The organism is Haloarcula sp. 1CSR25-25, assembly GCF_032027985.1.
Lineage (GTDB): Archaea > Halobacteriota > Halobacteria > Halobacteriales > Haloarculaceae > Haloarcula.
In genome coordinates this window covers 430,275-443,151 of record NZ_JAHYBW010000001.1, presented here as the reverse complement: position 1 = coordinate 443,151, position 12,877 = coordinate 430,275, and the positions used below count along the sequence as shown (strand labels likewise).

Here is a 12,877-nt window from a genome sequence, read left to right as displayed (position 1 = left end):
AGCATGCACATTCCCGACGGGTACATCGATCTGCCGCTTGCACTGCTTTTCGGTGCGCTTGCGGTCGTCGTTCTGAGCGTCGCCGCGAAGCGTGTCAACGGAGAGATATCCGACGCGCGCGCGCCGCTTCTCGGTGTCGTCGCGGCGAGTATCTTCGCCGCACAGATGCTCGACTGGCCGATTCCGGGCGGCACCAGCGCCCACTTCGTCGGGGGTGCGTTCGCGGCGATTCTCCTGGGCCCGCACCTGGGCGCACTCTGTGTCGCGACTGTCGTCACCATTCAGGCGCTCGTCTTCGGTGACGGCGGGCTCGTGGTGCTTGGTGCGAACGTGTTCAACATGGCCGTCGTCGAGGTGTACGTGGGCTACGCCATCTATCGCCTGCTCGTCCCCTACGGCGAGTTCCGCGCCGCCTTCGCCGCGGGGTGGCTGGGAATCACAGCCGGAGCGCTGACCGCCGCCCTCCAGCTCGGCCTCTCCTCGGCGTTCCAGTACCAGTTGCTGACGACGCTGTCGATAATGGGTGTCGGGCACCTCGCGCTGGGGCTGGTTGAGGGGGCCATCACCGCCTCGGTCTATCGCTACCTCGCCCGCGCTCGCCCCGACCTCCGGCCGAACGCCGCCCCGGAGGTGAGCGCGTGATGGCCCGGGAACGCCCCGACTGGCTTCCCCGTGCGCTGGCCGCCTTGCTGGTCCTGACCCTGCTCGCGCCGGTGTTCGGGTGGGCGGCCGGCCAGGTCGGCTACGCCGAACCGCTTGCAATCGCCGCTGAGGCGACCGGCGCGACGGACCACGCTACCGCCGCCGGGACGGCGCTGTTCCCGGACTACGGCGTCACCGGCCTCGGCGGTGCGACCGGGACGTTCGTGTCGGCTGTCGTCGGGACGGCGCTGACGCTGCTGCTCGGTGCCGCCATCGGCCGCGTGCTCGGGTCGGATACCGACAGGCGGCAGTAGCGCATGTCCGGCAGAGACCTGCTCGACCGGACTGTGGCGGCCATCGCGGCCAGCGCCCAGTGGTTCCTGCTCGCGGAGGACCTGCCGGACCGGGACGGGTTCCTCCAGACCGTCACGCCGACGGTCAAGCTCGTGGGAATCGCCGCGCTCGTCGCCCTTACCGTGACACAGCGGACGCTGGCAGTCGTCAGCGCGCTCGCGCTCTTTGCCACAGTGCTCGCAGCGCTATCGCGGGTCCCTGTCCGTACCTTCCTGGGTCGTCTGACCGGCCCGCCGGCGTTCGCGTTCGTCGTCGTCGCGCCACAGGCCGTCCTGATGGGTGGCCCCTCGCTGGGTTCGCTCCCGCTCTCGGCCGCCGGCGTCGACTACGTGCTCACGTTCGCCGTCCGCGTCACCGCGTGTGTCGGTTTCCTGTCCGTTCTGCTGTTGACGACCCGTTTCGCCGACCTGTTGGGAGCGTTTCGTCGGCTCCGGGTCCCGCCGATTGCCGTCTCGCTGCTCGGAATCACGTACCGCTATCTCCTCCTCTTTTTCGCCGAACTCGAACGCATGGTCCGGGCTCGCCGGAGCAGAACCATCGCCGAGCCGAGCCTCCGCCGGAACTGGCGCGATTCGGGGCACTTCGTCGGCTCGTTTCTCGTCCGGAGCCTGGAACGCGGCGAGCGGGTCCAGCGGGCCGCCCGCGCCCGCGGCGGGACTGGCTCGATGTCGGCACAGCCCCGGGAACCGCTCGGGCGGGCCGACCTCGCCTTCGGACTGGTCGTCGCCCTCGCCGTCGCGGTGGTGGTCGTGTGACCGCAATCGACGCCACCGACCTCCGGTATGCCTACCCCGACGGGACGCTGGCCGTCGACGGTGTCGACGCCTCCATCGAGCACGGCGACCGCGTGGCGCTGCTCGGCCCGAACGGGGCCGGGAAGTCGACGCTGCTGGAACTACTGGGCGGCCTCGTCGAGCCCGACGACGGGCGGGTCCGGTACTTCGGAGAGACGACCGACGCGGACACCGTCCGCAGTCGACTGAGCGTCCTCACGCAGAACCCCGCGGACTACCTGTTCAATCCGACCGTCCGCGAGGACCTCGCCTACGGGCCGGCGCAACTCGACTGCGACCGCACGGAGGTCGACCGCCGCGTCGAGCGAGTCGCGGACCGGCTCGCCCTCGACGGCCTCCTGTCGAAACCGCCCTTCCGACTCAGCGGCGGCGAACAGCGCCGGGCCGCCCTCGCCAGCGCGCTCACCGTCGAGCCGGACGTGCTGTTGCTCGATGAACCGGTGAGCAATGTCGACGCCGCGAACCGGGAAACGATACTCGACCTGCTCGACGAACTCGCGGCCGAGGGCGTCACGCTCGTCGTCTCGACGCCGGACACCGAACTCGTCCCACACGTCGCGGACCGGGTACTGCTGCTCGATGACACCGGAACGATTGCGGCGCGCGGGACCGCCAGCAACATCCTGACTGACACCGACCTGCTCTCGGACTGTGACCTGCGCCCCCCGCAGGTCGTCAGGCTGTTCGAAGGCCGAACTGACGACGTACCGCTGACCGTCGATGGGGCCGCAAAGCGCCTGGACGCGGGCAGTCCGGACAGTGTCGAGTGACCTTCCGGGCGCGAGGACTCGGCCGAACCGGCCACGATTACTCTGGTGCGTCGAGCAGGCGGCCGTGTACGTCCATCTCGCCGTTCCGAATCCGGGTGCTGCTGATCCGCGTGCCGTCTTCGGCGACGACGAACGGCGGCGTGTGGATCTCCAGGGGCCGGAGCCCCGCGTCCCGCCGCTGTTGATTGAGTTCGTGGGCGCGGCGCTGTGCCTTCGCCTCCGGTGAGGCGACGAGCGCATCCACGTCCGCCCGCGTCGCGGCCGGTCCCTGCGTGTCGTCCAACCGGAGAATCTCGTAGGACGCGGTGTAGGACTCGCTCAGCCGGTCTAGCTCGGCGTCGAGCGCGCTCTGGCGGTCGTCGTATGCACCCAACTGCTCGGCGTGGGCCGGGTCGCTGCGCGTCTCCGTGGCCAGCTCGGCGCTGGTCAGGCCGACGATGACGTGGCCGTCGCCACGCCCGTCGTGGCTCGCGGTCTGAAACGCCTTGTGCAGTAGCGCCCGGTGGCCGTTGTGTATCGGTGTGAACGTCCCGCCGAGAATCGCTGTCCGCTCCGCGTCTGCCATACGCGAATGTCCCGCCAGTGTCATATATAGCTGCTGTCCGTAGCGTGACGTGCCGTGTCAACAGTTGCCTTCGACCGTGGCCCGGTAACACTCGCGTCAGCAGTCACTCAAGTAGTTCTGGCACGTACCGATAGGTATGAGTGAAGCTACCCCCACGCCAGGGATCCACCACGTCACGTGCATCGCGAGCGACCCGCAACAGAACATGGACTTCTGGGTCGAGACGCTCGGGCTCCGGCTCGTCAAGCGCTCGATCAACCAGGACGACCCCAGTACGTACCACTTCTTCTTCGCCGACGCCGCGGGGAACCCGGGAACGAGCATGACGTTCTTCCCGTGGGAGGACCACGCACAGGGGAAGGTCGGCTCCGGACAGGTCTCACGCACCGCGTTCCGCGTGCCCGAAGGGAGCCTCGACTACTGGGAGGACCGCTTCGACGAGTACGGCGTCGACTACGACGACCGCGTCGAGCGGTTCGGCGAGACTGTCCTCCCGTTCCGTGACCCGGACGGGCTCCCGGTCGAACTGGTCGAAGTCGAGATCCCCGACGACGACCCGACCGAGCCGTGGACGGAGTTCGTCCCAGAAGACGCCGCTATCCGCGGGTTCCACTCCGTGACGCTGTGGCTCGCTGACCCCGAGCCCACGGAGGACCTGCTCCAGAAGATGGGGCTGGAGGAAGTCGGCACCGAGCAGGCACAGGGCGACACGCCCGGCGACGAGCGGACCCGCTTCGCCGCGACGGGTTCCGTCGGGAAGTACGTCGACGTGTTACCGACCATCCAGGGCGGGCGGCAGGGCCACGGGACGGTCCACCACGTCGCCTTCCAGACGCCGACCGACGAGGACCAGCAGTCCATGCGCGAGGCCGTCCGCGGCGCGGGGCTGCGCCCCACGTCACAGATTGACCGCCACTGGTTCCGTTCGGTTTATTTCCGGGAGTTCGGCGGCATCCTGTTCGAACTCGCCACGAGCGGCCCCGGCTACGACAGCGACGAACCGCTCGATGACCTCGGCGGCCGGCTGGTCCTGCCCGGGAACTTCGAGGACCGGCGCGAGGAAATCGAGGCGGGACTTGCGGACGTGACGATTCCCCGGCCAGCGTCGACCGAAGCCGACGACTAACGCAGACGAAGCGACCGGTATACGCTTCATTCTTGCTGTTAGCCTGTGAGTAAATATCCGTGTCCAGGGTGTCCTGTGGCGCATGTCCACTGACGGGCAGGACTACGTTATCGCGCCGTGGGGGGTGGGCGAGTGTGAGACGACCGTCGTCATGGTCGACCTGCCGTCCCGGGACCTTGCGGTCCAACTGGAAGTACCGACGGACGTGCTGGACCGCATGGCACAGCTCAGCGACGAACACGATATCCCGGTCACACAGGCCCTCGGGGAGCGGCTGGAGATAAACCGGGCCCGGGTGTCGCTCTGTGCCGCGAAGTCCGTCGACGACGTGGCTGCGGTCCAGCAACACCTCACCGATGCCTGCGAGTACCTTTCTGGGGTCGAAGCGCTCGACACGGCAGATCTCGAAGCCGACATCGACCATCTCTGGACCAGCGAACTCGGCAGCGAGTAGCGCCCCAAGCGGCGCCCCGGTCGGAACGCTACCGTCAGTCGTCGCTCAACACGCCCTCCGCGACGGCCATGTCCTCGACCGCGGGGTCGTCCTCGGACGCCCGGAGGACGAACCGCTTGCGGACGAGGTCGGCCGCGTAGATGGCCGTCCCGAGGATGATGAGCGTGTCACCGGGGAGCCGCGCCCAGAACAGCGTCTGGACGAGCGGCTGGTTGTAGAACGCCACGCTCCGGGCAGCCGCGTAGCTGCCGGTAAAGGCCGCCTCCAACTGGAGGAAGCCCACGGGTAGCACGGAGACGAACACCATCAGCGCCAGGCCGACGTTCCAGCACCAGAACGCCGCCCGGAGCCAGGACCCGTCCCAGCGACCGGGCTCGATGGCCAGTTGGAGCATGTAGGTGACCATCCCCAGCGCGAGGAAGCCGAACGCGCCGAACATCGCGGCGTGGGCGTGGCCGACCGTGAGGTAGGTGCCGTGCTCGTAGTAGTTGATGAGCGGGAGGTTGATGAAGAAGCCGAGCACGCCGGCGCCGACGAAGTTCCAGACCCCGCTGGCGATAATGAACATGAACGGGAGCTTGTACGGGAACCCGCCGGTCTCGGACATCGCCTGGTACTGGCCCAGCGCCTCGTAGAGGATGAACACCAGCGGGAGCAGTTCCAGCGTCGAGAACACGCTCCCGATGGGGACCCACATGTCGGGCATGCCGACCCACCAGTAGTGGTGGGAGACGCCGATGACGCCCGTGCTCATCACCAGCAGTGCCTGGAGCATGACTGCCTTCTCGGCGCTGCGGCGGCTGAGCAGGTTCATCGACACCAGCGTCAGCCCGACGATGGCGACGATGAAGAACTCGAAGGCCCCCTCGACCCACATGTGGACGACCCACCAGCGCCAGAACTCCGTGACGGCGATGTTGGTCTCGGGAGTGAAGAAGAACCCGGCGGTAAACAGCAGGGCGATCGAGCCGCCGGCGTACAGGATCATGTGTGCGAGGCCGAACACAGGCTCGCGGTCCAGCAGCGGCTTCAGCCCTCGAACGGAGAGAACGGCCCACAGGCCGAAGCCGGCGAGCAGCCCGACCTGCCAGAGCTTCCCGACTTCGAGGTACTCCAGCCCCTCGTTGCCGACGAGCCACCAGAGGTCGCCGAAGTAGCCGTGCGACCCGAGCCAGATGCCCCCGAGGCCGCCGACGGTGACGACGACGATGGCCCCGAGCAGGACGTTGATGTACGTCGACTGGCGTTTCGGCTCGTGGCCGGTCAAAAGCGGCGGGAGGAACAGCCCCGCACCGAGCCAGGTCGCGGCGATCCAGAGAACCCCCAGGTCGATGTGCCAGGTCTTCGCCATCGCGAACGGGAGGAGCTGGAGGATGTGGACGCCGAAGATCTCCTCGATGCCGAAGAACCCGGCCCGTTCGATGTAGAAGTGGGCGAGTAACCCACCGAGCAACACCTGCGCGAGGAACAGCCCCGCGGCGACCGGGATGAACCGCAGGGCGGCCCGCTGGCTGGGGAAGATGCTCACGTCGCCCGGCTCGGGCACCGAGAGGGCGTCGGCGGACGGCTCCGGGAGGCTGACGGCGCTGTAGAGCCAGATACCGCCACCAGCGGCGGCGACGAGGAGGACCATCGCGACGACGCTCCAGGTCATCGCCGCGCCGGTCGCGTCGTTACCGGCGGCGGGCTCGTACGGCCAGTCGTTCGTGTAGGAGTGCTCGCCGCCCGGGCGGTCGGTGTGGGAGAACCACGCCGTCCACATGGCGAAGTCGGCGAACTGCCGGGCGTCGGCCTCCGAGTCGATCATCCCCTCGGGGACGCCCCGTTCGTGGCTCCCCTCGTGGTACCGCTCGACGTACTCCTGGCGGACCTGCTGGTGGGCGTACAGCTCCGCGGCGGAGTACTCGATGTTCCCGCCCTCGTACTCCCCGCTGAGGTCCTGTTTGACGTCATCGTCGACAGCGGCCTGTTCGGCCGTCGGCAGCGATTCGTACTCGGTCCCGTAGCGCTCCTCGGCGTAGTAGGTCCGCATGTGCTGGGTTTTCAACTCCAGCGCGTCGGCGGTGTAGTCCGCGCCGTAGTACGCGCCGTTGCCGAGAATCGACCCGTGGTTCATCAGCCCGTTCTTCTGGAACGTCTTCTTGCCCTCACGGATGTCCTCACCCGTGAGGACCGTCTCGCCGTCGGGTCCGACGACCCGCTCCGGGATGGGTGGCGCTTCCTGATACGCGATCCACGCGCCGGCCCCCATGACGACGAGGTTGAAGACGAACGCGGCGGCAATCACCTTCGCGATCGTTTTGCGTTTGAGCTCCATGTGGGTCGAACTCCGTTATCCCAAAATAAGAAGGGGGTAAGACGTTCTCAGTCGCTGGCGACGGGGGAGAACATGTTCGCCCTGATAGGGACCAGTGGTGTCCCGTCCGCCGGACTCGTCACAGCGCGTGGCGCAGTATCACAAGGCGGATTACTACCTGTCCCTCCCACTGTGGCATGCACCGTCGCCACTTCGTCCGGACGCTCGGGGTATCAGCACTGGTCGGGAGCGCAGGCTGTACCGGGCAGTCGGGCGAAAAAACATCGGCCTTCGAAGTGACGAGCCCCGCGTTCAGTACCGGGGACGAGCTTCCGGCCCGGTTTACCTGCGACGGCGACGGCGTTTCGCCGCCGTTCGTCATCGAGCGCGTGCCGGAGCCGACGGCGGCGCTTGCCGTCACAGCCGAGTACGACGGTGGTGTGTTCAGCCAGCCGGTGTTCTGGACGCTGTGGAACGTCCCGCCGGAGACAGCGCGGATTCCCGCCGGGCTCGCGCGCCAACCGACCCTCGATACACTGGGCGGCGCTCGACAGGGTGCACGGCCCACCGGCGAGCCGGGGTACGAACCGCCGTGTCCGCCGGCCGGCCAGCCCTACGAACACCGGTTTCAGGTGTTCGCACTCGGCGAGGAGCTGTCTGTCGAGGGCGGGACGGAACAGGAGACGGCGACAGAGGCCATCGCGAACGCTCTTCTCGCAAGCACCCGCATCACTGTCGACTACACCCGTCCGGTTGCGACCGACGGCTAACCTGGCACTCGACGGAGCGCTTCAAGTGTGTCGGACGAACGACCGCTCACTCGGGTGCTGGCTATAGTAACAATTGAAACGATTTACACACCGACCGCACTGCAATCGTGCAGTCGGGTGTGCATTGATTTTCAATGGCTACTATAGTACTACGGCCCGCCGCGACTGGCCGTCCCGTGATGCGTGGTTGCCACTCATGACAATGTTTCACAATACCATTAAACCTATATGCTGGTGTGATATACCATAGCATGTATGGCGTCCGCACCGAGTAGTGACGATATGTTCGACGAGTTCCTCTCCCAGCGTGGCCACGACGTGGACCAGAGCGGTTGGGAAGAGAACTACAACAAGAAGCAGTGCCCCGATTGTGGCGGTCTCCACGAGTCGACAGCGGCCCAGTGCTCGGTGTGTGGCTGGACACCGGTACGGTAAGGATACTCCGCTTTTCGTTTCTGACCCGGTAGCGACTGACCACTCGGAGACCAGCCATCGCACTCCGCTACCGACATACCACAATATGTCTCACGCCGAGCAGCGGCGGCTCGGATAGTCAGGACTGCATCACGTTGCTCAGAAAGGAAGTGGGAGTCCCTCCGTAGCCGGCCGACAATCAGTGGGTCGTGTGTCGGCGGGCCGATCGTTCAGTTGTGATTAGAGTCCATCGAGCGACGCATGGAGAAACAGCCCGAGCGCGAGGTGCTGGTACGCGGACGTCGCGATCTGTTCCTTTGCAGCCGCGTCGTCCGCGATCCCGTACTGCTTCGTCTGAATGAGCTCGTGCATCTGGAGCGTGCCGTCCCCCTCTAGGTCATGCAGCCGGGGGTACACTGTCCCCGGGCTCAACTCGGCACCGAACTGGTCTTCCAGTGCCTCCATCAGTCCGGTACCGTGGGTGCCACCATCGGCGACTGCAATCATCGCCAGTAGAATCTCTTCCAGACTCTGCGTGACCAGGCCGTCGTCGACCGCGGTATCACCGTCGACGACGTCGTCGATGATCGGGTCCAACACCGACTCCGTGATTGCGTCACGACTGGGTGGGTCATGCGATTCCGGGCGTTCGGTACCGCCGAGCGGGTTCACTCGCTCATCGGCCGTCCGCCCCTGCGTCTTGCCCGTCGTCACGCGACGGAGGTCATCTCCGGACATCGTCTCACCTGAACGTAATCCGCACTGACCACTACAGGAGCAATCGTCATATAAACGGGGCAGTGTTTTCTGAACGTGAAACCACCTCAGTGCTCGAAAACGCTTATATAATACGACGCAAATCTTGGTGTAGTGGCTGAGGAACAGAGCATCGAGGAGGTTCTCGATACGATCGGCGACCAGCACGCCCGCCGCGTGCTCGCCGCGATCAGTCGGGAACCACAGTCGGCGAAGGAACTCGCTGAGGAGTGTGACCTCTCACTACCGACGGTGTATCGACGTATCGAACTGCTCGACGAGTACGACCTCGTCACCGACCGAACGCTCGTCGCCGAGGACGGGAACCACTACAAGGTGTACGAGTCCAACTTCGAGTCGACGGTCATCTCGCTCGAAGACGAGGAGTACAAAGTACGCATCTATCGGGAAGAGAACCTCCCGGACCGGTTCAGTCAGCTCTGGGACGAGCTGAACCCGGAATGAGTTCGCCCGTCAGTGGAGCGGTGACCGCATGACGACCGGCGTGGCTATCGCACGTGGCGCGCTCATCCTGATGCGGATGGTCGTGTTCGGGCTGACACTCGGTATCACGCTCATCAGCTTCCAGGCCTACCGGAAGCGCCCGTCTGAACGCCTCCAGTACGCGTTCGTCGGCTTCGCGTTCATCAGTATGGGCGTCGCTATCTCCAGTGTCATCACGCAACTGAGCGCCGGCGAGACCGGCGCCATGGTCCGCGTGTTCTTCCAGATGGCGGAGACGATCCCGTTCATCATCGGGTTCGCGATGCTGTACGTCTCGCTGTATCGATGAGCACTCCGCCCTGACCTGGCCGTCACTCGTCGTCCTGCTAAAGCACGTTGTTTATTTGGCCGCGGTCCCACTACATGTTCAATGACTGATTCGACCACCGAGGTTGTCCGCCTGTTCGGTGGGCCCGGTAGCGGGAAGACGACGGCGCTGCTCGACCGCGTGGACGAACTGCTGGAAGACGACGACGTGGACTTCCGTGACGTACTGGTCGTCTCGTACACGCGTGCGGCGGCCGCCGAGATACGTGAGCGACTCGCCGAACGACTCGGCCTGTCCCCGCGGGCGCTTCGGGGCAACGTCTGTACGATGCACGCGAAGGCGTACGAACTGCTGAACCTCTCCCGTGGCGACGTCGTCGGCGAGGACGACAAGGAGGCCTTCTGCGAGGAGTTCGGAATCGACTACGAGGACGAGTACGAGGGCTCGCGCCGCCGGTCGGCCCGCTCGACCACCCTCGGGAACAAGATTATCGCGACGAGCCAGTGGCTCCAGCGGACCCGCCGCGACGTGGCCGACTGGTACGACGTCCCGTTCAAGTGGGACGACGAGGAGGTCCGACTGCCGCCGGAGATCGACGACAACGCCCAGACCGGCAACAAGTACACCCCGACCTGGCCGACTGACGACGACCGCGTGGACGTGCCCGCCGCTATCCGCGGCTGGCGCACCTACAAGGGCGAGAACGACCTGACCGGCTTCGCCGACATGCTCGAACGGGTCGCCCAGCGGTCGCTGCTGCCCAACGTCGACTACCTCATTATCGACGAGTTCCAGGACATCACGACCCTGCAGTACGACGTGTACCAGGAGTGGAAGCCCCACATGGAACGGGTGCTCATCGCCGGCGACGACGACCAGGTCGTCTACGCCTGGCAGGGCGCGGACCCCGACCTCCTGCTCGAAGAGGACGTGACACAGGACGAGGTGCTGCCCAACTCCTACCGGCTCCCCTCGCGCATCCTCAACGTCGTCAACCGCGAGGTCCGTCACATCGAGAAGCGCCAGGAGAAGGACCTCAATCCGCGCAAGGAGGGCGGCCGCGTCGAGGCGGTCCAGAACCCCTCGATGTTCGATCTCTCCCGGAACGTCACGCGGACCATCGAGCAGTCCGACGAGACGGTGATGGTGCTGTTCCGGGCCCGCTACCAGATGTTCCAGTTCATCGACGAGTTCATCGACAACGGGATCCCCTTCTCCTGTCTCACCGACCAGCGGATGTGGACCGACCGGCTCACCCAGTACGTCAACGGGCTCGAAGCCGTCGAGGCCGACGAACCGCTCACGGTGCTTGAAGCGCGCCGACTCGCCGACATGCTCGTCGACTCCGCCTTCGGCACGGGCGAGCGCGACGAGCTCTTCGACGCGCTCGAAGAGATCGACGAGTCCCACGAAGACGAAGACATCGCCGACATCGAGATCGACCCCGACGTGGTCCGGGAGCACGTGCCCTTCCTCCCCGATGCGGCCTCGGCGGGCGACATGCTCCGGAAAGTGACCAATTTCCAGGAGCGGACCGTCGACGCGTACTTCACCGGCGACTACACCGGGATGGACGCCGACCGCGTCCGCGTGGGCACCATCCACTCCGCCAAAGGTCGCGAGGCCGACCACGTGTTCGTCGCGACCGACCTCACGGAGAAGGTCGTCGAGCAGATGGCCGCGACCGTCGACCAGCAGGACATCGAGGTGCCCGGCGTCGACGAGTTCACCAAACACACCAGCCCCGTGCCGACGCTGACCGACAACGAACGGCGGGTGTTCTACGTCGGGATGTCCCGGGCCCGCGAACGGCTCGTCCTGCTCGAGAACCTCGTCGACGGCGCCCCGACGCTGCCAATCGACGTGTTGCTGGAAAACGAGCCCAGCGACCGCTCCATCGAGCAACTGCTCGACGACGCCAGCGAGACCATCGCCGCCGACTGACCCGGTCGATTTGCTCACTCGTCGATTGTCCCGCCTTCCAGGTAGTACTTCGTCTTGTCACGCGTCGACTGCGCGACCTTGGTAAACGTGACAACCCGCTGTTCGCCGTCGGTCTCGTCGCGTTCGATATCTAGCTCCAGCCCCTTCTTGCGGAAGTACGACAGCAGGTCGTCGATTGTTTTCGGGTCGCCGCGGACGGTGTGTGTCTCGCCGACCGGGTCGCCCGCCTCCACCGCTCGTATCGTCTCGACTGCGGGCTGGAGGATGGCCTCGCCCAACTCCTGTGCCCGCTTGCGGACGGCCGCCGGCGAGTCGCCCTGTTCGACGGCCTGGAACGCCTCCCGCATGACGCGCGTGAAGACGAAGTCCCGCCCGTAGTCGAAGGGCAGTTCGAACGCGTGTTCGAGGTCGGCCCGGTGGATGGCGCTCGTCGTGTACTTCAGTGCCGTCTCTCCGTCGGCCGATTTCAGGACTACGCCCTCCCGGCCGCGGGCGTTCAGGTCGTCGATGCGCTCGCGGGCGGCGTCGACGGCTGCCGCCGGGGTGAACGTCCCGTAGTGGTCGACGCCGTCGAGGCCGTAGGTCACACACCGTTCGAGGCGCCGTTGCACGCCCATCGGCGTCCCGCTCTCGCGGTGGCGGATGCCGAACACGTAGAACCCGACCTCCTCGACTTCGCCGTAGTCGTGGTCGGTGTAGGGGTTCTCCGGCCCGACGAGTTCCCCACACAGCATGTGCTCGGGATGGTCGTCGAAGAACGCCTCGGCGTCCAGTAACGCTTCGACCTTTCGCGTGGTGTACGGACAGACGAACCCACTCCGGGTGAACGCCAGGAGGTCACCGTCGATTCGCGCGACCCTGACGTTGTAGCCGTTGAGTTTCTCCTCGATGGCGACGGGCCCCTCGAACGTCTCTCGGATCGCCGGTTCGAGGACGAGCGCACGCGGCATCGAGGGATAGCCGCGGACCACCACGTCGCCGACGAGCGCCGTCCCGCGTTCGATGCCGTGTCGCTCGTCGCCGAGGTGCCGATACCGCTGGCCGCGGAACCACTCGGTGTCGAAGTGTTCCAGCAGGTCCTCGGGGTCGGTGTCGACGTCGAACAGCGACCCCCAGTCTCTCGACATACGTGAGTCTTGTTGACATGACATCAAAGTTCTGCTGGGGCGGGGCACTGCCGTAACTGCCAGAGGGAATTAGTGGCAGGCTATCGTAGCGTC

General features: G+C 66.0%; 15 protein-coding genes. 11 read left to right on the top strand and 4 right to left on the bottom strand.

Annotated features, from left to right (window positions below; genetic code table 11):
• The first annotated feature begins 3 nt into the window (after positions 1–3).
• Genes KZ498_RS02075 through KZ498_RS02060 form a run of 4 tightly spaced genes read left to right on the top strand, consistent with a single transcriptional unit; the run spans position 4 to position 2,560 of the window.
• Complete coding sequence (locus KZ498_RS02075; protein WP_312616380.1) at positions 4–642, top strand: energy-coupling factor ABC transporter permease; 639 nt, start codon at positions 4–6, stop codon at positions 640–642.
• A complete protein-coding gene (locus KZ498_RS02070) occupies positions 642–956 on the top strand; it encodes a PDGLE domain-containing protein (protein ID WP_312616378.1) in 315 nt (104 codons plus the stop codon). Before KZ498_RS02075 ends, KZ498_RS02070 begins: the two co-directional genes overlap by 1 nt.
• Positions 957–959: 3 nt before the next feature.
• A complete protein-coding gene (gene cbiQ / locus KZ498_RS02065) occupies positions 960–1,751 on the top strand; it encodes a cobalt ECF transporter T component CbiQ (RefSeq protein ID WP_312616377.1) in 792 nt (263 codons plus the stop codon).
• On the top strand, positions 1,748–2,560 hold the full coding sequence (locus KZ498_RS02060; RefSeq protein WP_312616375.1) for an ABC transporter ATP-binding protein: 813 nt from the start codon (positions 1,748–1,750) through the stop codon (positions 2,558–2,560). Before cbiQ ends, KZ498_RS02060 begins: the two co-directional genes overlap by 4 nt.
• 37 nt (positions 2,561–2,597) lie before the next feature.
• Here KZ498_RS02060 and KZ498_RS02055 read toward each other — a convergent pair whose 3' ends face one another.
• Positions 2,598–3,125, bottom strand: coding sequence for a pantetheine-phosphate adenylyltransferase (locus KZ498_RS02055; protein WP_312616373.1), 528 nt, complete (start codon positions 3,123–3,125; stop codon positions 2,598–2,600).
• 136 nt (positions 3,126–3,261) lie between these two features.
• Between KZ498_RS02055 and KZ498_RS02050 the strand changes: the two genes are divergently transcribed.
• Both KZ498_RS02050 and KZ498_RS02045 read left to right on the top strand, forming a co-directional pair.
• Positions 3,262–4,251, top strand: coding sequence for a ring-cleaving dioxygenase (locus KZ498_RS02050; protein WP_312616372.1), 990 nt, complete (start codon positions 3,262–3,264; stop codon positions 4,249–4,251).
• Between the two features lie 82 nt (positions 4,252–4,333).
• The gene (locus KZ498_RS02045; RefSeq protein WP_312616370.1) at positions 4,334–4,705 is read left to right on the top strand and encodes a hypothetical protein; all 372 of its coding nucleotides are present in this window, start codon (positions 4,334–4,336) and stop codon (positions 4,703–4,705) included.
• Between the two features lie 34 nt (positions 4,706–4,739).
• Here KZ498_RS02045 and KZ498_RS02040 read toward each other — a convergent pair whose 3' ends face one another.
• Entirely contained in the window at positions 4,740–7,022 is a 2,283-nt protein-coding gene (locus KZ498_RS02040; RefSeq protein ID WP_312616368.1) for a cbb3-type cytochrome c oxidase subunit I, read from the bottom strand.
• A gap of 176 nt (positions 7,023–7,198) precedes the next feature.
• On the opposite strand from KZ498_RS02040, the gene KZ498_RS02035 reads away from it, so the two are divergent.
• Together KZ498_RS02035 and KZ498_RS02030 are read left to right on the top strand one after the other, a co-directional pair.
• Positions 7,199–7,771 (top strand): YbhB/YbcL family Raf kinase inhibitor-like protein, encoded by a 573-nt coding sequence (locus KZ498_RS02035; protein ID WP_312616367.1) that lies wholly within the window; start codon positions 7,199–7,201, stop codon positions 7,769–7,771.
• A 255-nt stretch (positions 7,772–8,026) separates the two neighbouring features.
• Positions 8,027–8,206, top strand: a complete 180-nt coding sequence (locus tag KZ498_RS02030; protein ID WP_312616366.1) for an HVO_0416 family zinc finger protein — start codon at positions 8,027–8,029, stop codon at positions 8,204–8,206.
• Positions 8,207–8,425: 219 nt separating this feature from the next.
• Here the strand turns inward: KZ498_RS02030 and KZ498_RS02025 are convergent, their stop codons facing one another.
• Positions 8,426–8,923, bottom strand: a complete 498-nt coding sequence (locus KZ498_RS02025; protein ID WP_312616365.1) for a helix-turn-helix transcriptional regulator — start codon at positions 8,921–8,923, stop codon at positions 8,426–8,428.
• 132 nt (positions 8,924–9,055) lie between these two features.
• On the opposite strand from KZ498_RS02025, the gene KZ498_RS02020 reads away from it, so the two are divergent.
• From KZ498_RS02020 to KZ498_RS02010, 3 genes are all read left to right on the top strand, one after another.
• Positions 9,056–9,406: a helix-turn-helix domain-containing protein gene (locus KZ498_RS02020; protein WP_151101849.1), complete on the top strand. Its 351-nt coding sequence runs from the start codon at positions 9,056–9,058 to the stop codon at positions 9,404–9,406.
• 28 nt (positions 9,407–9,434) lie between these two features.
• Positions 9,435–9,734: a hypothetical protein gene (locus KZ498_RS02015; RefSeq protein ID WP_312616361.1), complete on the top strand. Its 300-nt coding sequence runs from the start codon at positions 9,435–9,437 to the stop codon at positions 9,732–9,734.
• A gap of 81 nt (positions 9,735–9,815) precedes the next feature.
• On the top strand, positions 9,816–11,657 hold the full coding sequence (locus KZ498_RS02010; protein WP_312616359.1) for an ATP-dependent helicase: 1,842 nt from the start codon (positions 9,816–9,818) through the stop codon (positions 11,655–11,657).
• A gap of 14 nt (positions 11,658–11,671) precedes the next feature.
• On the opposite strand, the gene KZ498_RS02005 is transcribed toward KZ498_RS02010, so the two are convergent.
• The gene (locus KZ498_RS02005) at positions 11,672–12,784 is read right to left on the bottom strand and encodes an RNA ligase (protein WP_312616358.1); all 1,113 of its coding nucleotides are present in this window, start codon (positions 12,782–12,784) and stop codon (positions 11,672–11,674) included.
• Positions 12,785–12,877: the final 93 nt, after the last annotated feature.